Here is a 20095-nt window from a genome sequence, read left to right on the forward strand (position 1 = left end):
GAAGTCAATATTCCGGTCTCCTTATTCGAGTCATTTTTGACGCAGGAAAGCCCTTTTCTGGCCAAACTTCATATGCTTTTAGAATCGTCGCGATCGGGCATCCTGTTTGACAATTCGGCTTTGATCAGTGTACAGCAGAAAAGGATTATAACCGAGTTGCTCAATTCGGAGCTTGATCAGGAATGGAAATCCTTATTTTGTTTTGGTAAACTCATGGAGTTATTGGCGCGAACATTTGACCAGCATAAACTTGGTAATACGGTGTCTCGAACGGATAATAGCCTTAGTCCGGAAATGAAAAAACTGATGGCGGAAGCAAAAAGAATAGTAGAAAATAGTTTGACCGATCCGCAATCTTTATCGCAATTGTCTGCTGAATTAGGAACGAATGAAAACTATTTAAAGAAATATTTCAAGCTCTGCTATGGTACAACCATTTATGGGCATTTGACCAAGGTGAGAATGCAAAAAGCTAGGAGCTTACTTACACAAGGAGACCGGCCTATAAATGAAATTTCACGCTTTTTAGGCTATAACAATCCTGCGCATTTCTCAGCAAGTTTTAAGAAGCATTTCGGGGTAAAACCAAAAGTAGTGCAACGTTCTTCAAAAGTCTAAATCTTCTGTTTACCACCCTGTGAGTTGGTCCTGTCCTTTTGAGTATCTGTATCAAGCGGTTTATTTATTCGCCTGTTCACTACGATCCTTGCGTTTTTTGTCTTTTTGTCGCTTACTTCAAACGCCGTTTTGCTAGGGGTGGAGTTTTGGCGATTTTTCCCAAACTCCAAGCAGCCCTTATCGTTAGCCGAAGCTGCTTGAAGTTAAAGATGCTTAAATTAAAGTTTGTCCCACCAGTCTGAAATCTTTTTCTTGACACTCTCGCGGAGTTCCGCACGTTTTTCTTTCCGTTCGGCTTTCTTGGCTTCCCGTTTGGCTTTTTCCGCTGCGTGTTCTTCGGAAGCCGCCTTTTCTACGCGTTCCTGATAATGATCATAGGCCTCATCAACACTCGTCCGGAAGGATCGTCCTTCCAAGGGTTGCAAAGCTGTATCCACGAAATCTGGGCTTGTTTCGTCAACAACAGTAATCACTGCTATTTCCCCCACTTGCAAGCTATTATTGACCTGATCAATAAAATCGGTCGACACAACAAATTCTTCGGTATCCATCGTCGCCCCGATAAATGTTCCGGTAAGTCCGCCCAGCAATAAACCTAGTGGACCGCCCACAATACCGATCAATGCACCGATGGCACCTCCGCCGAGTGTTTTCCAGCCGCCCTCTTCTGTCGCGTCTTTCAGTACGTCAAAACCACCCTGATCTGTTTTTCGGATGGTTATAGACTCATAAATACGAATGTCACCATTACGGTCGAGATCGGCTAAAGTGTGGTTTACCGCGATTGATTTCTCTGTCGAATCAACGATATAAATCAAAATATTTTCCATATGGATTTGAATTTTGTAATGAACATTTTTGTGTTGTAATAAATTTAAATTATTTTTTTTGAGTTGGTCAAATAAAATAATAATATGACTCGGGGGTTATTTATTCGTAATAAAACGAGCTGATCTGAGCAGCTATTGCCTCACGGAACGAAAGTCATAATAAGGGTGGTTTTTTATTTTTAGTATGGACGATAGACTTCCGGATAAATTGTAATCTATTGGTGAAGTTTATGTAAACGAAGGTGTCTGAGTAATAATTCAGGATAATCTGCTTGGACTATATTTGCCCCGTTCTGATGCACTTTGCCAAATTCAGCTGGATCATTCAAAACCAGTTTATCGACATTCCAGAGACTATTGATAAATGTTTTAGTACCAAATTTGTGTACCATCGAATTAATTTCTTTTGTATTTGTCTGATATCAATTTCAGCCATAGCGACTCCCAGAGCAATTCATGATTTGGAATTAGTTATCTCATACATGTAAAGTGTGGATTGATCATCATCGGGCACAAAGTACAGGCAGACCTTTCCGTCAACGACATCGGTGTAAAAAGGATTACTTGTCATAATGCGACCTGTTTTACTTCTTAAGTGGATTGGCAGGGTATAGGTGCTCTGATAGGTATGAATATCCATTAATTGAATGCCCCCGATTACGATGCGCTCCTTTGCGTGGGGATCTTTCAAAAAACTGTTGACCCCGGAGCAAATCATCAAACCTTGACCCATATATTGTCCATCCTGAAAATGAATAAAATGCTGATTATTGTTAGAGATTGATTTTAAATGCCATTTACCACGATCGAGCAATTGTTGTTTCCACGTATAAAACTGCATAGCATCCCAATTGAAACCAACGAGTTCATGTCGATCTCGATCGCAAACAAGGGCTCCAATGGCATCGTCTACCGTAAATTCAACCTTCGCTTCCATGGTAGTCGGATCTATTCTGTAAATCAGCGACCTGCCGTGGGGACGATATTCACAGACTGGGATCCAAATATATTGACCATCAAAATCTATCCCCCCGGGATGATAAACGCTATCTTTTCCTAAACGAAGTTGAGCAATAAGCTCTCCTTTAAAATTAAATTTCATGAGATAGCCCGTTCCCAGGCCGACGGCCTGCTCTTCGTAGATCGGCCGCTGTTTAGCTATCAAAGCTTTTTTTATCGGTATTTGTCTAGTGGCTTACGGGAACTGCTATTGCAGAGCTTTCTTTTTTTATTAATTTTTTATATATAGAGTTAAATTCGTTGTGGTTTTTTGCCTGTATTTTATTAGCTTTATACATTCATTTTTGCTATTTAATTGTTCGCTTGGCCTCCCAATTCGATGTCTCTTGAATAGAAGAATTGAAACTTTTATCCAATTCTATAAATTATATCATAAGTTATTGCTAGTTAATTTTCATAGATAATGAATCATTTCAAGTTCCAATCTGCTGTATTCATATTTTTGTGTTGGGTGTTTGTTTACCCTGCAATAGCACAGCAGCAGACATTTCCGCAAAAAGAAGATTATTTACAGCTGCTGGAGCGCGCAGCAAAGGAAAATAAGCCGATGTTCTTGGTGGTTCATCAACGGGACGATCAGTTTATTCCTTTTAGAGGCTCTGTTTCAAAAAAAGCAAAAGATATCCTCAGTACGCAGTTTGTGTCGGGAATTGTTCAGGTGGATCGGGATGAATTTGACCATCCGTTGCAACGGGCTTTCTATTTGAACAAACCGATGTACCTTGTTACTGATAAAGATGGGATTCCTATTTTACGAATAGACAAGGCGGTTGATGGGGGAGATGAGCTGGAAAGACTCATAGACTCGGCAAATACGCTTGCAAAAGCTGAAACTCTCGGTAAGCTTATAGCAGAATATCGAAAGGGGATCCGTCAGCAGTCCTTGCTGAACAAAATACTCCGCTACAATCAGACATTTGATCAATATACAGACCAGCAACTGTTGAGTGACTATATAGCACAGCTGACGATAGAGCAATTGAATAATTTTGAGACGGTTGTTTTTTTATTGAGCTGTGGCCCTGTATATAATAGTAAATCTTATTTATTGGCACGTACCAATAGTAAAATGGTGGATAGTCTGTATTCCTCGTTGCCATTGCCCGTTCGTAAAAAAATAAACAATAGAATTATTCAGCGGACATTTCGCGAATCGCTTGACAAGAGAAACTTTTCATTAGCTCAAAACGTTGGTTATTTTGCCTATACGACATGGACATCTAATTATTTGCGCGCTTCCAATTCCCAAGGTTATTATCCCTTGGAGTATAAAAGGCTAATGAAAGATAGTCTGTCTTACGTCCGGATGGCAAGGAATTATTATGAACAATCATTTTATAAGGTGGACCCCGATTCCTTGTCTCGAATGGATTTTGCGCAAGATCGAAAGATCAATTTTTCAGGAAATCAACTTGTGTTGGACAGTGCACAAAATGCGGAGTTCAAATCGTTGGTTGGTAAAGGACGTAAATATTATCAGGATGACCTGGCAAATAATTTGAATTATGGTGCTAAACAGATCTTGGCCTTTGAGAGAAATGATCCTTCGGTTATATTTGATGCGATCCGTTGGCAAAAGAAAACAATAGATCTCAAACCTGATGTGCCAGCATTCCGTTATACGATGGCTTTATTGTTGTATCGGGTTGGCTTTTATGCGCAGGCAGAAGAAGAACAACAGAGAGCTGTGAAATTATCGAAGTCAAATAAGCTCTATCAGGAAAAAATGAAGGCCGTATTGAAGCAGATGCAGTCCAGACGATTATGATCAGGGCTAATTTGGAGCGGGACCTGTATGTAAACGGATTGGAATGGTAAACTGCACACGTACAGGCATACCGTATTGATAACCCGGAGCCCATTTTTCGGCTTTCTTCAGTACTGCTATACCATTTGCTGCTGTTCCATACCCGAGGTCATTAATCACTTCAAATTCATTCGCCAGACCATTTTTTTCAATGACAAAACTGATGAGAAGTTGTCCTGATACTTTTGCATTTAAAGCTTCTTTGGGATATTTATAATTCTGGGCAATAAAGATCATAAGGTTTTTTATCCCGCCAGGGTATTCCGGTTGGACATCTCGACGTGTATAGGGATGCACATTGCCCATACTATCTGTGCTGGTTCCCTTGCTTAACACACCTTTTTCATACCATTCTTCAAACTTGATCTTTCCTTTTTTTAAAGTACCTTCCCAATGTCCTTGACGTAATCCATCAACATATACACCTTTTTCAGTATTTATATTGTTTTTAAATTCGAAAGTGCCATTTCCATTTTCGACCTGCTTTCGGCCTGTTGAATCAGCATAATAGATTAGTCGGCTATGCTGGTCCTGAAAAAGAAATTCGTTGGGACTGGCTTCAGAACCGGAGAAAAATCTAATTTCTCTTAAAAGACCATTTTCGTGGTATCTTTTTACAGTATCGCTCAGTTTATTGTCTTTATATCCGGCTGATACCGCTAGGTTGCCATTGTTGTGATAACTTTCAATAATGCCTTCCAGATATAATCTTCGTGGGTCAGCTACTTTTGTCCAGCCATGTCTTTTTAAATTGCCATTTGGATAGTAATCGTTTACTTCGTAAAGCCCCAATTCATTTGCTGTTAACCGAATAATGTTTGTGTAAGCGGCTGAATCTTTTATAGCAGTAATACCACGATTTTTCTTTATATAAGTGACAATTGTTTCTTGTGCTTTTGCATGAATCACAAGGGCCGTAAAAAGGAGGAAAATAATGTATTTGTGTATATTTAAGGGATAATAGTGCATGATATGGTTAATTTTATTTAATCAAATATATATTTTTTAGGTGAAATAATCCGCAGCGTTGGACAAACTATTTCGAGTGGAATGATGTCCTCTAAGTAAAAGATTATGAATAATTCACCTATGCAGAAGATTGCACGAGTTGGTCTAGGTACCTTTTTGGTGGTAGCCGGTATTGGACATCTGTCCTTCGCCCGCAAGGAATTTCAGGCTCAGGTGCCGGACTGGGTTCCGATCTCCAAAGATGATACTGTTGTATATTCCGGTATTGCGGAAATTGCTTTGGGTGCTACACTGATTTTCGCACCTGCTAAACATCGATCGAACGTTGGAAAAATCGCAGCAGCGTTTTTTGCAGCTGTGTTTCCCGGAAATATTGCTCAATATAAAGACCATCGCGACGGCTTTGGATTGGATACGGATGGAAAGCGGCTTGCCCGTTTATTTTTTCAGCCTATATTGGTTGCATGGGCTTTGAAAAGTACATGCAAGAGCTGATTGGGTGAAGACTGGTTGAACAGAAGTTGATACAAAATTGTAAAAAACAAACCATATGTCTGCGGCTGTTGTCCTATAGGTATCCATGTAAGGAGTAACTTAGTTAAAAGGTCGGGTGTTCCATTTTCATCCGACCTTTTTTATTTTTTTGCGCTATTCTTTTGCTAATTTCCAACCTTTTATGTTTTTTTATTGCTCATTTAAATAATTATATTCGCATCAAACATATAAAATAACTAACCTATAAAAGTACAGACCAGATGGAAGAAAAGAAATTAAATGAACTGAGCAATGAAGAGTTGTTGGTTCTCAAAAAGAAAGCTAAACCCACGAAAATAATCAATGCATCAATTATTGGCTTTTGTTTGGGGATCGCTGCCTATAGTATATTCGTAGCCGGTTTAACCTGGCCTACAATTTTCCCATTGATATTGGCCATTTTGTTCTTTAAATATTTTGGAAAAAATGAGAAAGCACTAGATGCGGAGTTGAAAGCCCGAAATCTGAAATAGAAAAAGAAAACCATTGCAGCTGCGCTGTTGTTTATTTTAAAAAACAGCTTAAGATGAGAAGGGAACAAATAGAAGCATGGGTAGCGCAAGGTTACAATGTGCTGGAGCACAGGAAGCCCAAAGTTGTACAGGGCGATGTATGGGCGTATCTCAATCAGTGTGACGGCCATGGTACCGATGTATATGCGCTTTCTGAATTGGAGGAATGGTCGGATAGGGAACTTGCAGAAATGGAGCTGAAAAAATATGCCGATCAGTACGGACAGATGGGCGAGAAGCTGTTTCTGCGAAATGAAGCAATCCGAAATAAAGAATTTGGTAAGTATGAAGCCTTCCTGTTGCTTTTTTTTCCGGACAGTGTCGAAAAAGAGCTGGAGGAAGCCCGGTTTTTGGCAGAGCGTGTGAAACGTGTTAGCAAGGAAGAAATGGAAAAATGGACGCTGGCCCACACAGTTAATGTACTGATATCTGATCTTCACTGCTTGGACTATGGAGCCATTATGAGCGGGATGGTGATGCCATCCGAAGATGTGGTCACTTATACCGACGACGGGCTCAGTGATACCATTGATTGCCATGTTACGCCGATGGAGTTTTTCGCTCATACCAACCATGACTATTACTGGATCGATCCTGTCATAAGAAAATCCTAATGGAAGCCCTTATTAGAGCCTTTTAGGCTTACTTTTCATGCAGAATAAGGTAAAGCATCCTGATAGTGTCCGGGATGCTTTACTTTTTTGAACTATTTAAGCTACAATTTCTATCGGATTTCCCTCCGGATCAAGCACGACACTTTCATAATAACCATCCCCCGTAGTACGCGGCTCGCTTTCGACGATATAACCATCCGACCGTAATTGCTCGGTCAGATTATCGACAGCATCCTTTCCACCGACGCTAATGGCCTGATGGGTATAGCCTTTGTTCAGGCTCCTATCAGCCGCGGCAGTAGTAATATCAATACGATTCATAATCTCCAAACGTGCGCCGGATTCGCGGAATTTAAGGAAGTAGGATGAAAACCCCTTCTTCGGGTTATGGTACTTTTCTCCGCTTACAGTACCAAAGTATTTGGCATAAAAAGCACGTGTTTTCTCAAGATCATCGACCCATAGGGCGAGGTGTTCTATTCGCATGTCAAATCTTTTTGTTTAATTATATTGCAATATTATGCAAATTTGCATAATGTTGCAATATAAAAATTATCAGATATGTTGAACGAATCGATATTAAAGGCTAAGGTAGCGACACAGGTCATGTTTTTGGTATGTGGCCTCGCGTTATCAAGCTGGGCACCGATGGTACCTTTTGCCAAGGATCGTCTTGGTCTGAATGACGGAGAACTGGGGCTTTTACTGCTGTGCTTGGGTGGTGGTGCACTATTAACGATGCCGCTTTCCGGGTTTTTCATCGGGAAAGTTGGGAGCAGACAAGTGATTTTGATTTCAGGTTTGATAGCTGCCGTAGTGCTCCCTGTACTGTTGATGGTAACCAATAGCTACTTGATGGCCTGTGTCCTTTTTATATTTGGCTGTAGTATAGGTAGTATAGATGTGGCCATGAACGCACATGGTGTGCAGGTACAAAATGCAATGGGTAAACCGATAATGTCATCTTTACATGGACTGTTCAGTGTAGGGGGGCTATTTGGATCGATCGGCTTGGGCTTTTTGATAAAGATGGGGTTAATTCCTATTTATGCAGCAGTTACCATAGCTATTCTATTAATACTGCTACTGATCTTACAATATCGAAAGTTGCTGAGCTATCAAAGGGAAAAAGAAATCATTGTCCAGTTTTCTCCTATTGATGAAACTCAGGTTTCAAAAAAGGGATTTCAATGGTTTAGGTGGAGTGTGCTGATACTTGGGCTGATGTGTTTCATTGCCTTTTTGTCTGAGGGAGCGATGTTGGACTGGAGTGCTATTTTCTTGCGGGATCACAAAGGAGTATCTCCTGAGTTTACGGGAATTGGATATGCGGCATTCTCCGTTGCGATGGCGGTCATGAGATTGCAGGGAGACCGATTAGTAAGTAAACTGAATAGTAAGGTTGTGGTGATAGGTGGTAGCTTGTTGGCTTCGTTGGGCATTTTGATCGTCGTGTGTAGTCCTTGGTTATCGCTAACGCTCATTGGATTTGTCCTTTTGGGACTGGGAGCCGCCAATATTGTCCCTGTATTTTTTAGCGAGGGGGGACGGATTGAAGGACTTTCGCCGACGGTAGCCATTCCGGTTATTTCAACAATGGGTTATGCCGGTCAGCTGGCGGGCCCCGCGCTTTTGGGGGCTATTGCGCAGCATTTTTCTTTGATCATTGCTTTCGAAACAATAGCTTTGCTTTTTCTAGTGGTAGCTCTTATCTATAAAATCAGGAAGTAATAGCATGTTAAAAGAAGAACGTTTTGAGATAATCCTCCGCGAATTAGCGGCCCGGAGGAAGGTGAAATTTGAAGAGCTGGCGGTGTTGTTGGCGGTATCGGAAGATACCATCCGCCGCGATATAGACCTTCTCTATCGGAACGGCTTGCTTTCCAAGACCAGAGGTGGTGCTATACTGCGAGAAAAAGATCCACTGACTTTCCAGGATAGGCAATCGTTTCTGACCAAAGAAAAAGATATTATCGCATTAAAAGTACAGCCGTTTCTGAAAGATGGCATGACTCTTTTTGTGGATGGTGGCACCACGACGCGGGCCGTAGTGAATGCTATGCCATTGGATATCCGGATTCGGATGGTTACAAATAATTTTTCCATCGTGCCACTGCTCGAGAAGTTCAAAAATGTAGAACTTATTTTTTTGGGTGGTCATTTTGAACCCGATCTGGCTGTAACTTCAGGCATCACAACCTGTATGGAAGTTGCTAAGTATAATGCCGATATCTTTATCATGGGAACTTGTGCTGTAGATCCTGAGCTCGGTGTTTCGGCGGCGTCAGCTGCAGATGGCGAAACCAAAAAGATGATGGTTCAATGTGCAAAGAAAACAATAGCCTTAGCCAGCCAGAATAAGCTATATCAAGGTGAACTGTTTAGGGTGTGTCCAATAGATTCGCTCACGGCATTGATCACCGACCTGGACTCAAATGATTCCGAATTGAATCTCTTTAGAAATATGGACCTGCAGATTGTCTAGCCAATTGACAGCGACAAATCTGACGAGATTTGGTAGATGATATAAAGCTTCCAAATAATAATAATATTAAAGTCTTCGCAGGTATTGATGACCTTTGTCTGTTTTAGTCCGGCAATAAAGTGGATAATAATAGGCTTTACTTATATTTCAAGTAACGCTATAATCGATCCTAAATAATGCGCCGCTGTTCGGCAGCAACTGTCAATGTTTGCTGCAGATCCACTACGTCGCCGATGATAATGATAGCAGGATGCCCTATCTGATGCTCCTTGCTTATTCTGACGAGATCTTTGACTTTGCAACGCACCTGTCTTTGTTGCGGCAAACTCGCATGTTGTATAATTGCTGCGGCTGTTTCTCCTTTGCTGTGCAAAACATAAGTGCGTGCTATTTCATCGAGCTTACGCATTCCCATATAGATGACTACAGTAGATCTGCTCTGAACTGCCAGGGCCAGATCGGCAGATAGGGATCCGTCCTTTTTCATACCTGTTAATGCCCATACGCCTTCACTTACACCACGATGTGTCAGCGGAATATCATTGAGGCCGGCGCCTTGCATGCTGCTGATGCCCGGAATGTAGGTCATGTTAATTGATCTGTTTTGTACGGTAAGCCATTCTTCAAAGCCGCGCCCAAAAAGATAGGGATCGCCACCTTTAAGCCGTACCACTCTTTCGTATCTTTCGCAATAGTGAAGGATGAGCCTATTGATTTCTTCCTGGGGCACGTATTTTCCGTAAGGATGCTTGCCGACATAGTGTTTTAAACAGTTTTTATCTGCTATTTGAAGGATTTCTTTATTAATTAAGTTGTCATATAAGATCACTTGTGCATTTTCTATTGCTTTATAAGCTTTCAGGGTGAGTAATTCGGGGTCTCCAGGGCCAGATCCTACAATAAATAACGATGTTGTGCTTAATTTTTCCATGTTATTGTTGTTTTTGTTGTTGAATTATATGTAAATCTATTAAAAAATCTGATATAAATCATAAAAACTACAATTATTTATAGTTTTTTATTGAAAAAATATTACTAAAATCATATTTATTTTGATTTTTTAATTTTTTATTGCATAAATTAGTGTTGTTAAAATATTAAATTGAATTTTTATCATAAAAAATAGCAGTTATGGAAAGAAAAAAGGTTGTTATTGTTGGTAATGGTATGGTCGGTAATAAGTTTTGTGAAAAATTAAAGCAGAAAATAAACGATCTGGAAATAATTGTGTTTTCAGAAGAGCCGATACGAGCTAATGATCGTGTTCATTTGACAGATTACTTCAAAATTTCGTCTATTGACGAGCTTTTCTTGTTAAAAAATGAGTGGTATTTGGAAAATAATGTAAAAATTCATTTAGATGATCCAATTGTTGCTGTAAATCGATTAAAAAAAGAAGTGGAATCTCAAAAAGGTATCACAGTCAATTATGACTATCTGGTTTTTGCGACTGGTTCTGCTCCTTTTGTTCCACCGATTCCGGGCATTGAAAAGGAAGGGGTATTTCTATATCGTACCATCGAAGATCTGGATCTGATCAAAGCTTATGCGGCAAAAGCGAAGCGTGGTACAGTAATGGGCGGTGGACTTTTAGGACTCGAAGCTGCGAAAGCAATGGTGGATCTTGGTCTGGAAGAGACTGCCGTGATCGAATTTGCCCAACGCCTGATGCCGCGTCAGATTGATGATAGCGCCAGTATGTTGTTGCAAAACAAGTTGTCAGAACTAGGCTTGACCTGTTTATTGCAAAAGTCGACAAGCCAATTGCTGGGGGATGATCGCCTGACGGGGATTGCTTTTCAGGATGGTTCGTCGATAGAGACGGATTTATTGGTGATTTCAGCAGGTATACGTCCCCGTGATGAGCTGGCCAAGAAAATTGGACTGGATGTTGGTGAAAGGGGCGGAATATTGGTTAATGCACAGATGCAGACTTCTGATCCTGTAGTTTATGCTATCGGTGAGTGTGCCTTAGTGAATGATATGATCTATGGTCTGGTAGCACCGGGCTATGAAATGGCTGAAATTGCGGCATCTCATATTGTGGGGGAAGAGAAATCCTTTAAGGGATTTGACATGAGCACCAAACTGAAACTGATGGGAGTTGATGTGGCTAGTTTTGGAGACGCTTTTATCAGCGAGCCTTATGCACGCACGATCTTATTGGAGGATCGTAATAAAGGTATTTATAAACGATTGAACGTAAGTAAAGATGGAACGCGTCTGCTGGGGGGGATACTTGTCGGGGAAGCGGCAAGTTACAACATGTTGCTTCAGATGGTCAATAATAGCCTGCCGTTGGCGGAACACCCTGAACTCCTTCTTTTTGGCCAGCAGAGCGAAAGTAAGTCGGCTTCTGCTGGTCTAGAGGCTCTTCCTGATGCGGCATTGATTTGCAGTTGCGAAGGTGTCACTAAAGCACAGATCTGTGATGCTGTGATAACTGGTCATTGTGAAAATGCAGATGCGGTAAAGAAATGTACCAAGGCTGGATCGGGATGTGGCGGCTGCGTGCCGATGGTCAAGGACCTGGTCAATTATACGATGAAACAGCAAGGGAAATATATCCGGAGTACTATCTGTGAACATTTCGATCTGAGCCGCCAGGAACTATATGACCTGATCAAGATCCATGAGCTGAAAAGTTACGATCATGTATTGGATGCGCTAGGCCGCGGACATGGCTGCGAAGTCTGTAAACCGTTGGTGTCTTCCTTGCTAGCGAGCCTTTGGAACGAGATGATTCTTGGCAAGGGTAATGATGTGGCTCAGGATAGTAATGACCGTTATTTGGCCAATATACAGAAGGGCGGGACCTATTCAGTTGTTCCGCGCATTCCGGGAGGTGAAATTACCCCAGATAAACTGATTGTTATCGGGGAAGTCGCTAAGAAGTACAGCCTATACACAAAAATTACGGGCGGACAGCGCATTGACCTATTTGGTGCACATCTCAATGATCTGCCGTTTATCTGGGAAGAACTTATTGCTGCCGGCTTTGAAAGCGGACATGCTTATGGCAAGGCACTACGGACTGTCAAAAGCTGTGTGGGCAGTACCTGGTGTCGGTTTGGGCTGCACGATAGTGTTTCTTTTGCGATACGGATAGAGGAACGTTACCGTGGTCTTCGTGCTCCACATAAGATAAAGTCGGCTGTTAGTGGTTGTATCCGCGAATGTGCCGAGGCGCAGAGTAAGGATTTTGGAATTATTGCGACGGAAAAAGGCTGGAACCTCTATGTGTGCGGTAATGGTGGAAGTAAGCCGCAGCATGCTTTGCTGCTTGCATCGGATATCGATAGTGAAACCTGTATCCGTTACATTGACCGTTTCCTGATGTTTTATATTCGCACTGCCGATCCGCTGACCCGGACTGCTACCTGGCTTAATAAAATGGAAGGCGGAATAGATTATTTAAGGAATGTCGTGGTAGAGGATGGCCTGGGTATGGGGGAGGCCTGGGAGCAGGATATGCAGCTGCTAGTCGATAGTTATCGCTGTGAATGGAAGGTAGCCGTAGAGAATCCGGAAATTCGCAAACGCTTTGTTCACTTTGTAAATGCACCCGAAGAGAAGGATGAAACTGTTCGCTTTGACAGTTTTCGCGGACAGAAAAAAGCTGCTGATTGGAACGTCAGTACTTATTAAATATATTAAATATAAAATCGCTAAACCTTTTAATCGAAATCATATGAATACGCAAATTGACATGAAATGGCTGAAGGCTTGTCGGATAGAAGATGCTATTGAAAATGGTGGAGTCTGTCTTAAATTGAATAACGAACAGGTGGCGCTGTTTTATTTCGCCCGCCGCAATGAGTGGTATGCCACACAAAATGAATGTCCGCACAAACGGCAGATGATTTTAAGCCGCGGCATGCTGGGCTCTTTGGGTGAAACGCCTAAAGTCGCCTGTCCGTTCCATAAGAAAACCTTTGCGTTGGATACAGGTGAATGTCTTTCGGGTGATGAATGTGCCATTAAGACTTATCCTGTGAAGGTGGAAAACGGAAGTGTTTTTATTGGGATGACTGCTTAGGAGAAATAAAATAATTGAATCTAAAACCTTTTAAAACAAAAATACAATGGATTATATTAGCCCTAAAGAGGTAGCTGGTGCCATGATGAACACCGCTATCTACAAATCTTCGCTTCCTGTCAAAGATCTACTGATACGGGGAGCATTGTCAGGTGCCTTATTGGCAATTTCTGTTACACTCGCACTTTTGGCCACTTCGCAGACTGGATTGGGATTAGTCGGTGCATTCGTTTTTCCTGTAGGGTTTGTTATTATCGTCATCCTCGGTTTGGAATTGGTGACAGGCAGCTTCTCTCTCGTGCCTTTAGCCTGGTTTGAAGGTAAAATCAATTTTAAGGCTATGGCCAATAATTTATTCTGGGTTTTTCTAGGCAACTTACTTGGGAGTGTCCTGTTTGCGATTTTATTTTGGGCAGCTAGTACAGAAACTGGACATTCGAGCCAGCTCGGAAACATCGAACAGAGCCTGATCCTGATCAGCGAAAAGAAAACGCTTGGATACAGCGCCCATGGTGCAGCAGGCTTGTTTTCGGCCTTTGTTAAAGCTATTTTGTGTAATTGGATGGTCTGTATGGGGGTGGTGATGTCCATGACTTCTAAGTCTACTCTTGGCAAAATACTGGCTGCAGGTATTCCGATCTTTATATTCTTTGCATTAGGCTATGAGCACGCAGTGGTTAATATGTTTGTGATTCCTGCCGGGATGATGTTCGGTGCAAAAGTGACTATCTCCGACTGGTGGCTGTGCAATCAGCTGATTGTAACAGCTGGAAATATTGTCGGCGGATTGCTGTTTACAGGGATGGCTATCTATTATACCTATCATCAAAAAGAAAAAGTGTCGACTTCACAAAACTAGATTTTTATGCATCAGATAAAACAATTATTCATGTTATTTCTATTGCTAGCTATTAGCATGGAGTCTTACAGTCAGGAAAAAACAGTCAAAGGGAGTTTATTTGAGGGAATTGCCGTGGCAGGATATGCTGATCATGGTGCTTATATCAATTGTACTGGACCAGCGGTGAAATATATATTCAGCCCGAAAAGTTGCCTGTTGTTGGGTTTATTGCCGAGTTTAAAACTTAAAGAAGATAAGGTTGAAACAGGGAAGCCAAAGAATTCCTGGGTCACCCCGTCTCTAGGCTTTGGTCTGACGGCCGTATTCCGGCATATTGCTATTCAGCTGCCCGCATTTTACGCGGCGAAAACGGGTACTGCTGATGGCAAGTGGCGTTTGGGGGTCGGTTTAGGCTATAAATTTTAGTGTGATGTATTTTTAGGGAAGTATATGGATTGGGGAGTCGTTAGCCGTCTTAGACTGTTTCACTCCCCATATTTTCTTCCGAAAGATCATGCAAAAGCTGGAAGTTTTTAATAAAGATATTTTTTTTGTCCATCGCTATCGCCTCTAGATCGATAAGTTCACCTAGCATGCGGTAGACGGTCTCGTAAGTAGTACCTACATAGGATGAAAGATCTTTTTTACTCAAGGTGAGACCGATATATCCGTCCATGTTTTCCTCGCCAAAAATACGGTAGAGTAACAATAAGCTCCAAGCAAGCCGGTTTTTAACAGGAAGCTGTGTCAGGTTGGTCATTTTTTGCTCAGAAAGATGTAGTTCGTCGGCAAAAAATAACATCAGCCGATAGCTCAATTCGGGATTTATGCGCAGTGTGGACAGAAAAAATGGCAGTTCCACGAAGCAGAGCTGCGTGACATCCAAGGTAGTTGCCGAAATGGGATAGACGGTTTGTTCAGTACTGATACCGCGATGGCCTACGATATCTCCCTTTTTTGCAAAACGAACAATGGTTTCCTTATCTCCAAGATTGCGGTGAACTTTGACAAGTCCAGACTGGACAAAATAAATACCCCGAACCGATTGCCCTTCGGTAATAAACTGCTCGCCTTTTTTCAATCTGATATTTGTTCGGTGCAGGTCGATTTGTCCAAGCCAGTCTTGTAGGACATAACGGCACATAAGGCAGGAGTGGTCGCAAGTATTTACTTTTTTCGATTTCATGAAGGCCTGATTCGTATAACGGACGGTGTGTTATCTGTCCAAAGTTATTATCTATTCGTTTAAATTCCTATTTTACCTTCTATAAAAACAGTATATCTTTTGATTTTAACTTATTAATGTGTGGAACTGGATGAAATTTTGCATCTCCATTATGGTTGGCATCTTGTTGATGCTGTCATTTGAAATCAGCATTTATTGTTTTCTTCGGTTTAGTGTAAAGACCAATAGTATGATGAAGCTAAGGATTTATTTAATTTTTGTTACTCTTTATTGTATGTTGACGCTGTTTTTATCCTGTGGTTCCAAAGAGAAACAGCGGGAAAAGGTATAATAAATTTAAAAATTCATCGAGAGAAAAAAATGAGGGCGATGAGTTTCTGTTAGTCCACCTTAAACCGTTTGGGATATTCGCCTGTGGTATCTAGGCTAAAAAAATCATCGAATTTTTCTTTAGGCGTATGGGCATAATAGTCGTTAAGTAGCCCTAAAAAACCTTCGAGGTTAGGTGCAATAACATTCCGGTCATTGTCTTTATTCCAGTATTCAATCAATTGACCTGCCTGTCCGGTAAAGATGCCACCTAGATCATAGCAGATATAACTTCCACCGCCGTTGTGGAATATAGGGATCCAACGTTCATTCCACCAGTTTTCGATTTCAAAGTCCATACCAATCATATTTGTCAATTCCTGCGCTGTATCCAGCGCCTCTTCTAGTGGGATGAAAGTCGAATTGTTAACAAAGGCTTCATAACTTGTATTGCGCTGCCCATTTTTCCAGCGATAGAGTGCTTTAAGATCATGAGGTATTTCAATATCATATTTCTGTTCAAGGGCCCTAAAATCTTCTGCCGATAACGGGGATTGTAGATAGTTATACAGTTCAGGTCTTAGATTTTGGATATAACTGTCTAATGTCGCTAGCGTCTGTTGCATAATCGTCGATTTTTGATGCATTCCTAAAGTTAGTCATAATTGGCTGAGTATGCGAATTATCATGTGCGCTAAGGATCGTAAGAAAAGTTAAAAATGTTAATAATTATTTAATGGGAATTAGTGTAAATTTATGTCAGCATAAAGCTGTAGCTATGTTCATCATTGGATAAAACGATAACGGATCTTCAAGTGTTATTTATGCAGGTATCCTTTTTATAATTTACTGAATACGGATGAAAAAGATCGAACTAGTCCCACGTGTTGGGATTCAAATTGAAGGTATTGGTCAGGTTAATCTCGGTGCGGGCCGTGCTGAAGTTCAAAATGTACTTGGTGCTCCTTCAGATGCGCTGGACGACCAATATTATTATGATGAACTCGAATTGAGACTTGATTTTAATGATCAGGGAACATTGGAATTTATAGAAAGCATCAATGGACCCTATCCAGAAAAAACTGAAATCAGTATCTATGGTGTTAATCCGTTTCAGGTCGAAGCGACCGAACTTGTAAGCATCCTGCGTGATAAAAACGCGGGTGAGGTTGATGATGCCGAAGCGGGATATTGCTATACATTTTTAAATAGCTCTGTTGGTGTCTGGAGACAGATCACTGAAGAGGATGTTCAGGAGGAGATTGAGGAAATCAAAGCCGATGGCGAATACGAAGACAATGCGGATATGCTGCTGGAGGACCTTAAAAAGTCAAAGTTCTTTTGGACGATTGGCATTGGCGTAGCGGGATATTACGCGGAATAAAGATAAATAATCTACTGAAAAGTTGCCTAAACTCTAAGGGCTTTGTTGGACATTCTTTTTGAAGAGCTTACTGAACGACTGTGGATGTTCGAGACTGAGACCTTGCCCTTTGGAAGCGCCAGTGATGAACCATACCTTTTGTGATTTCATGTTTTTCTGTTTTAAAATAAATTGATGATACAAAGGTCACCATCGATCTATTTTGGATATGTGCAGATCAACGGATCTTGTAGTCAGATCGTGGATAGCTATTTTTTCCTTAAAACAATTTTAGCTTTTAAGTGCTTTATTTAAAGATGATGCACATCTATTTTAAGGTTGTGCACCTTGAGATGGTCGATAAACTTTAAAGACGTTGATATGTTAAAAGAAAATGATGTTGCCCCTGATTTTACCTTGTACGCGACACCCGATCAAAGAATTAGATTATCAGAATTTAAGGGGCACAATGTGATATTGGCATTTTATCCGGCAGATTGGAGTCCGGTATGTAGCGATCAGATGGCCTTATATAATGAAATGCTCAAATATTTCAAGAAATATGATGCGGAGATTATGGGTATCTCCGTTGACAGCAAATGGTGCCATATGGCCTTTGCGCAATCCCGAAAGCTGCATTTTCCACTTTTAGCCGATTTTGAAGCTAAAGGCGAGGTCGCCAAGAAGTATGGTGTTTACGATGAAGAGGAAGGGGAGTGCAAGCGCGCACTTTTTGTGATTGATAAGGAGGGCGTTATCGCTTGGAGTTATCTATCTCCGACTGCGGTCAATCCGGGTGCAGACGGTATTATCGAAGCATTGGAGAATCTTAAATCAAAATAATTATGTCATTGAAACCGAAGGTCAGCAATGCTGACCATATATTGGGAAATGGCCAGGCCGATCTGACCATTGTTGAATATGGGGATTACCAATGTCCGCATTGTGGTGCAGCTCATCCAATTATAAAAGAAATGATGGCCGAACTGGGAAGCCAGATCAGGTTTGTATTCCGCAATTTCCCACTTTCGGAAATGCATCCTTATGCTCAACCCGCAGCATTAGCGGCGGAGGCGGCGGCCTTGCAGGGAAAATTTTGGGAGATGCATGATGCCATTTTTGAAAACCAGAACTTGTTAAGTGCGAGATTACTGTTGGATATCGCCGAGCAACTGGATTTGGACATGTCGAAGTTCAAATCTGATTTGCAGGACGAAGCGTTGCAGGATCGCGTGGATGGCGATTTTGAAAGTGGTATGCTTAGCGGCGTTAATGGGACACCGACATTTTTTGTTAATGGACAGAAATTTGACGGTGGCGCGGAAGATTTGGTTCAAATATTAGGTGAAAACTGAATATATGATTACTATTTAAAAACAGGTGCGCACACGACGAGAAGCCTTTTGCAGGAAAATAGAACCTATCGTAAAAAAAGAATGAATCTGTTGTATAAATAACGAAATATCGTTGTTTTTAAATTGACTTTTAATTTTTTAATATACTTAAATACAGTTGTATATGTTTGTTGGACTATGAATTGCAATCCAATTAACATATCATGTAAACAATAAAATTCTTAAACTATTCATCATGGCAACATTCAAAGTTCAAGACGGAACAGAAATTTATTACAAGGACTGGGGAACAGGACAACCGATCGTATTTCATCATGGTTGGCCTTTATCCAGCGACGATTGGGACGCGCAGTTGATGTACTTCCTCGAAAAAGGATACCGTGTGATCGCACACGATCGCCGGGGTCATGGTCGCTCGACACAGACGGCAACGGGAAATGAGATGGATACCTATGCGTCGGATATTGCACAATTGGTAGAAGCATTGGATTTAAAAGATGCCATCCATATTGGTCACTCAACAGGTGGTGGCGAGGTCGTTCGCTACATAACCAATCACAGTACTTCTCGGGTTTCAAAAGCTGTATTGATCAGTGCGGTTACCCCGACCATGGCTAAGAGTGCTACAAATCCCGATGGTGTACCAATGGAGGTTTTTGACGAAATAAGATTGAATACGGCAACACGCAGACAACAGTATTTTCAAGATTTTACCCTCGCTTTTTATGGCTATAACCGCGATGGAGCGAATGTACAGCAAGGCGTGATGGACAACTGGTGGCGGCAAGGTATGATGGGCGGTATTAAGGCACACTATGATTGTATCAAAGCGTTCTCTGAAACTGATTTTACAGAAGAACTTAAAAAAGTCGAGATTCCTGTCTTAGTATTGCATGGTGAAGATGATCAGATCGTACCGATTGATATAACGGGTAGAAGAGCGGCTAAGTTAGTCCAAAATGGTACTTTAATTACCTATCCCGGTTTTCCACATGGAATGCCTACTACAGAAGCGGAGACCATTAATAAGGATATTTTGGCTTTTATTAGCGGAAAATAAACGCATACACTAAAAAGCGATAACAAAAGATGCTGCCTTGATATACGATCAGGACAGCATCTTTTTGTTATCCTATCTTAGAACTATATCTATTGGTCGCTTGGGCTGGAAAGAAAGTGACAGATGAGCATTGCTATTCCGGCAAATGCAATTGAGCTTAACCCAAGTTCTTTACCTAAATAGGCTCCTGCCAGACAGCCAGCAAAAAATCCAGTATGGCAATGTTATTGTCCGTATTGCCCAAATCGGTGTAAAAAGTTTTTGAAGTATTTCCATCTTTCCAGTGTCTAGCTGTTCATTGAACTAGTTCAAGAAAAACGGGAAAGAAAAAATGTACTAAACAATGGATCTTGCGGAATCCCTTCGCGGTCCATTAACGTATTTCTGGATGCTGAAAATGAGACTTTAGGTTTTTGATTTTAATAGATTAACTTTTAGGTGTGTCAAGACTTGTTTTTATCATATGTGTCCTAAATAAATTTTAGGATTGGATTTCTGTGGTACAAGCATAGCTTTTTTCATCATTTCGATATTGACCCCTATTTTTCAATCT

23 protein-coding genes are annotated in these 20095 nt (G+C 41.2%); 15 read left to right on the plus strand and 8 right to left on the minus strand.

The window, feature by feature from the left end:
* Nucleotides 1-72: 72 nt before the first annotated feature.
* Nucleotides 73-618: a helix-turn-helix domain-containing protein gene (locus L1283_RS25580; RefSeq protein WP_286736609.1), complete on the plus strand. Its 546-nt coding sequence runs from the start codon at nt 73-75 to the stop codon at nt 616-618.
* 218 nt (nt 619-836) lie between these two features.
* Here the strand turns inward: L1283_RS25580 and L1283_RS25585 are convergent, their stop codons facing one another.
* The 3 genes from L1283_RS25585 to L1283_RS25595 form a co-directional block, all read right to left on the minus strand.
* Nucleotides 837-1448 (minus strand): DUF1269 domain-containing protein, encoded by a 612-nt coding sequence (locus L1283_RS25585; protein WP_286736607.1) that lies wholly within the window; start codon nt 1446-1448, stop codon nt 837-839.
* 215 nt (nt 1449-1663) lie between these two features.
* Complete coding sequence (locus L1283_RS25590; RefSeq protein WP_157698392.1) at nt 1664-1840, minus strand: hypothetical protein; 177 nt, start codon at nt 1838-1840, stop codon at nt 1664-1666.
* A gap of 62 nt (nt 1841-1902) precedes the next feature.
* Nucleotides 1903-2613 (minus strand): DUF6454 family protein, encoded by a 711-nt coding sequence (locus L1283_RS25595; protein WP_286848082.1) that lies wholly within the window; start codon nt 2611-2613, stop codon nt 1903-1905.
* A gap of 258 nt (nt 2614-2871) precedes the next feature.
* Between L1283_RS25595 and L1283_RS25600 the strand changes: the two genes are divergently transcribed.
* Nucleotides 2872-4236, plus strand: coding sequence for a hypothetical protein (locus L1283_RS25600; RefSeq protein WP_070567511.1), 1365 nt, complete (start codon nt 2872-2874; stop codon nt 4234-4236).
* 6 nt (nt 4237-4242) lie between these two features.
* Here the strand turns inward: L1283_RS25600 and L1283_RS25605 are convergent, their stop codons facing one another.
* On the minus strand, nt 4243-5244 hold the full coding sequence (locus tag L1283_RS25605; protein ID WP_286736601.1) for an energy transducer TonB: 1002 nt from the start codon (nt 5242-5244) through the stop codon (nt 4243-4245).
* Nucleotides 5245-5349: 105 nt separating this feature from the next.
* Here L1283_RS25605 and L1283_RS25610 point away from each other — a divergent pair, with 105 nt between their 5' ends.
* The 3 genes from L1283_RS25610 (at nt 5350) to L1283_RS25620 (ending at nt 6904) form a co-directional block, all read left to right on the plus strand.
* Nucleotides 5350-5739: a DoxX family protein gene (locus L1283_RS25610; RefSeq protein ID WP_070567506.1), complete on the plus strand. Its 390-nt coding sequence runs from the start codon at nt 5350-5352 to the stop codon at nt 5737-5739.
* 260 nt (nt 5740-5999) lie between these two features.
* Nucleotides 6000-6251 carry an FUSC family protein gene (locus L1283_RS25615; protein ID WP_153846684.1) on the plus strand — a complete coding sequence of 84 codons (252 nt, stop codon included), beginning with the start codon at nt 6000-6002 and terminating at the stop codon, nt 6249-6251.
* A gap of 53 nt (nt 6252-6304) precedes the next feature.
* A complete protein-coding gene (locus tag L1283_RS25620) occupies nt 6305-6904 on the plus strand; it encodes a hypothetical protein (protein ID WP_312461600.1) in 600 nt (199 codons plus the stop codon).
* A gap of 96 nt (nt 6905-7000) precedes the next feature.
* On the opposite strand, the gene L1283_RS25625 is transcribed toward L1283_RS25620, so the two are convergent.
* Nucleotides 7001-7390: a VOC family protein gene (locus tag L1283_RS25625; protein WP_286732416.1), complete on the minus strand. Its 390-nt coding sequence runs from the start codon at nt 7388-7390 to the stop codon at nt 7001-7003.
* Nucleotides 7391-7465: 75 nt separating this feature from the next.
* Here L1283_RS25625 and L1283_RS25630 point away from each other — a divergent pair, with 75 nt between their 5' ends.
* On the plus strand, nt 7466-8635 hold the full coding sequence (locus L1283_RS25630; RefSeq protein WP_286732418.1) for an MFS transporter: 1170 nt from the start codon (nt 7466-7468) through the stop codon (nt 8633-8635).
* 4 nt (nt 8636-8639) lie between these two features.
* A complete protein-coding gene (locus tag L1283_RS25635) occupies nt 8640-9389 on the plus strand; it encodes a DeoR/GlpR family DNA-binding transcription regulator (protein WP_286732420.1) in 750 nt (249 codons plus the stop codon).
* Nucleotides 9390-9558: 169 nt separating this feature from the next.
* Here the strand turns inward: L1283_RS25635 and cobA are convergent, their stop codons facing one another.
* Nucleotides 9559-10320, minus strand: coding sequence for a uroporphyrinogen-III C-methyltransferase (cobA, locus tag L1283_RS25640; protein ID WP_070567494.1), 762 nt, complete (start codon nt 10318-10320; stop codon nt 9559-9561).
* A 200-nt stretch (nt 10321-10520) separates the two neighbouring features.
* Between cobA and nirB the strand changes: the two genes are divergently transcribed.
* The 4 genes from nirB to L1283_RS25660 are packed head-to-tail and all read left to right on the plus strand — an operon-like array spanning nt 10521 to nt 14695.
* Nucleotides 10521-13037 (plus strand): nitrite reductase large subunit NirB, encoded by a 2517-nt coding sequence (gene nirB, locus L1283_RS25645; RefSeq protein ID WP_429626607.1) that lies wholly within the window; start codon nt 10521-10523, stop codon nt 13035-13037.
* 43 nt (nt 13038-13080) lie between these two features.
* Nucleotides 13081-13428: a nitrite reductase small subunit NirD gene (nirD, locus tag L1283_RS25650; RefSeq protein WP_070567492.1), complete on the plus strand. Its 348-nt coding sequence runs from the start codon at nt 13081-13083 to the stop codon at nt 13426-13428.
* 46 nt (nt 13429-13474) lie between these two features.
* Nucleotides 13475-14287: a formate/nitrite transporter family protein gene (locus tag L1283_RS25655; RefSeq protein WP_075991570.1), complete on the plus strand. Its 813-nt coding sequence runs from the start codon at nt 13475-13477 to the stop codon at nt 14285-14287.
* Nucleotides 14288-14293: 6 nt separating this feature from the next.
* Nucleotides 14294-14695, plus strand: coding sequence for a hypothetical protein (locus L1283_RS25660; RefSeq protein ID WP_075991571.1), 402 nt, complete (start codon nt 14294-14296; stop codon nt 14693-14695).
* Nucleotides 14696-14744: 49 nt separating this feature from the next.
* On the opposite strand, the gene L1283_RS25665 is transcribed toward L1283_RS25660, so the two are convergent.
* Both L1283_RS25665 and L1283_RS25670 read right to left on the minus strand, forming a co-directional pair.
* Nucleotides 14745-15455, minus strand: a complete 711-nt coding sequence (locus L1283_RS25665; RefSeq protein WP_075991572.1) for a Crp/Fnr family transcriptional regulator — start codon at nt 15453-15455, stop codon at nt 14745-14747.
* A 380-nt stretch (nt 15456-15835) separates the two neighbouring features.
* Nucleotides 15836-16390 carry an SMI1/KNR4 family protein gene (locus L1283_RS25670; protein ID WP_429626608.1) on the minus strand — a complete coding sequence of 185 codons (555 nt, stop codon included), beginning with the start codon at nt 16388-16390 and terminating at the stop codon, nt 15836-15838.
* Nucleotides 16391-16623: 233 nt separating this feature from the next.
* On the opposite strand from L1283_RS25670, the gene L1283_RS25675 reads away from it, so the two are divergent.
* From L1283_RS25675 to L1283_RS25690, 4 genes are all read left to right on the plus strand, one after another.
* Nucleotides 16624-17148: a hypothetical protein gene (locus tag L1283_RS25675; RefSeq protein WP_145329227.1), complete on the plus strand. Its 525-nt coding sequence runs from the start codon at nt 16624-16626 to the stop codon at nt 17146-17148.
* A 360-nt stretch (nt 17149-17508) separates the two neighbouring features.
* Nucleotides 17509-17970: a redoxin domain-containing protein gene (locus tag L1283_RS25680; RefSeq protein WP_429626609.1), complete on the plus strand. Its 462-nt coding sequence runs from the start codon at nt 17509-17511 to the stop codon at nt 17968-17970.
* A 2-nt stretch (nt 17971-17972) separates the two neighbouring features.
* Nucleotides 17973-18482 carry a DsbA family protein gene (locus L1283_RS25685; protein WP_429626610.1) on the plus strand — a complete coding sequence of 170 codons (510 nt, stop codon included), beginning with the start codon at nt 17973-17975 and terminating at the stop codon, nt 18480-18482.
* Between the two features lie 235 nt (nt 18483-18717).
* Nucleotides 18718-19542, plus strand: coding sequence for an alpha/beta fold hydrolase (locus L1283_RS25690; RefSeq protein WP_145329225.1), 825 nt, complete (start codon nt 18718-18720; stop codon nt 19540-19542).
* Nucleotides 19543-20095: the final 553 nt, after the last annotated feature.

Source organism: Sphingobacterium sp. HSC-15S19 (assembly GCF_050433745.1).
Lineage (GTDB): Bacteria > Bacteroidota > Bacteroidia > Sphingobacteriales > Sphingobacteriaceae > Sphingobacterium > Sphingobacterium siyangense.

What these genes read in the sequence shown, in the direction of transcription:
- L1283_RS25680 (WP_429626609.1), top strand. Translation starts at nt 17,509, where the DNA reads ATGTTAAAAGAAAATGATGTTGCCCCTGATTTTACCTTGTACGCGACA.
- L1283_RS25630 (WP_286732418.1), top strand. Translation starts at nt 7,466, where the DNA reads ATGTTGAACGAATCGATATTAAAGGCTAAGGTAGCGACACAGGTCATG.
- cobA (WP_070567494.1), bottom strand. Translation starts at nt 10,320, where the DNA reads ATGGAAAAATTAAGCACAACATCGTTATTTATTGTAGGATCTGGCCCT.
- nirD (WP_070567492.1), top strand. Translation starts at nt 13,081, where the DNA reads ATGAATACGCAAATTGACATGAAATGGCTGAAGGCTTGTCGGATAGAA.
- L1283_RS25615 (WP_153846684.1), top strand. Translation starts at nt 6,000, where the DNA reads ATGGAAGAAAAGAAATTAAATGAACTGAGCAATGAAGAGTTGTTGGTT.
- L1283_RS25685 (WP_429626610.1), top strand. Translation starts at nt 17,973, where the DNA reads ATGTCATTGAAACCGAAGGTCAGCAATGCTGACCATATATTGGGAAAT.
- L1283_RS25600 (WP_070567511.1), top strand. Translation starts at nt 2,872, where the DNA reads ATGAATCATTTCAAGTTCCAATCTGCTGTATTCATATTTTTGTGTTGG.
- L1283_RS25655 (WP_075991570.1), top strand. Translation starts at nt 13,475, where the DNA reads ATGGATTATATTAGCCCTAAAGAGGTAGCTGGTGCCATGATGAACACC.
- L1283_RS25610 (WP_070567506.1), top strand. Translation starts at nt 5,350, where the DNA reads ATGAATAATTCACCTATGCAGAAGATTGCACGAGTTGGTCTAGGTACC.
- L1283_RS25585 (WP_286736607.1), bottom strand. Translation starts at nt 1,448, where the DNA reads ATGGAAAATATTTTGATTTATATCGTTGATTCGACAGAGAAATCAATC.
- L1283_RS25580 (WP_286736609.1), top strand. Translation starts at nt 73, where the DNA reads ATGCTTTTAGAATCGTCGCGATCGGGCATCCTGTTTGACAATTCGGCT.
- L1283_RS25620 (WP_312461600.1), top strand. Translation starts at nt 6,305, where the DNA reads ATGAGAAGGGAACAAATAGAAGCATGGGTAGCGCAAGGTTACAATGTG.
- nirB (WP_429626607.1), top strand. Translation starts at nt 10,521, where the DNA reads ATGGAAAGAAAAAAGGTTGTTATTGTTGGTAATGGTATGGTCGGTAAT.
- L1283_RS25665 (WP_075991572.1), bottom strand. Translation starts at nt 15,455, where the DNA reads ATGAAATCGAAAAAAGTAAATACTTGCGACCACTCCTGCCTTATGTGC.
- L1283_RS25660 (WP_075991571.1), top strand. Translation starts at nt 14,294, where the DNA reads ATGCATCAGATAAAACAATTATTCATGTTATTTCTATTGCTAGCTATT.
- L1283_RS25605 (WP_286736601.1), bottom strand. Translation starts at nt 5,244, where the DNA reads ATGCACTATTATCCCTTAAATATACACAAATACATTATTTTCCTCCTT.
- L1283_RS25590 (WP_157698392.1), bottom strand. Translation starts at nt 1,840, where the DNA reads ATGGTACACAAATTTGGTACTAAAACATTTATCAATAGTCTCTGGAAT.
- L1283_RS25625 (WP_286732416.1), bottom strand. Translation starts at nt 7,390, where the DNA reads ATGCGAATAGAACACCTCGCCCTATGGGTCGATGATCTTGAGAAAACA.
- L1283_RS25670 (WP_429626608.1), bottom strand. Translation starts at nt 16,390, where the DNA reads ATGCAACAGACGCTAGCGACATTAGACAGTTATATCCAAAATCTAAGA.
- L1283_RS25690 (WP_145329225.1), top strand. Translation starts at nt 18,718, where the DNA reads ATGGCAACATTCAAAGTTCAAGACGGAACAGAAATTTATTACAAGGAC.
- L1283_RS25635 (WP_286732420.1), top strand. Translation starts at nt 8,640, where the DNA reads ATGTTAAAAGAAGAACGTTTTGAGATAATCCTCCGCGAATTAGCGGCC.
- L1283_RS25675 (WP_145329227.1), top strand. Translation starts at nt 16,624, where the DNA reads ATGAAAAAGATCGAACTAGTCCCACGTGTTGGGATTCAAATTGAAGGT.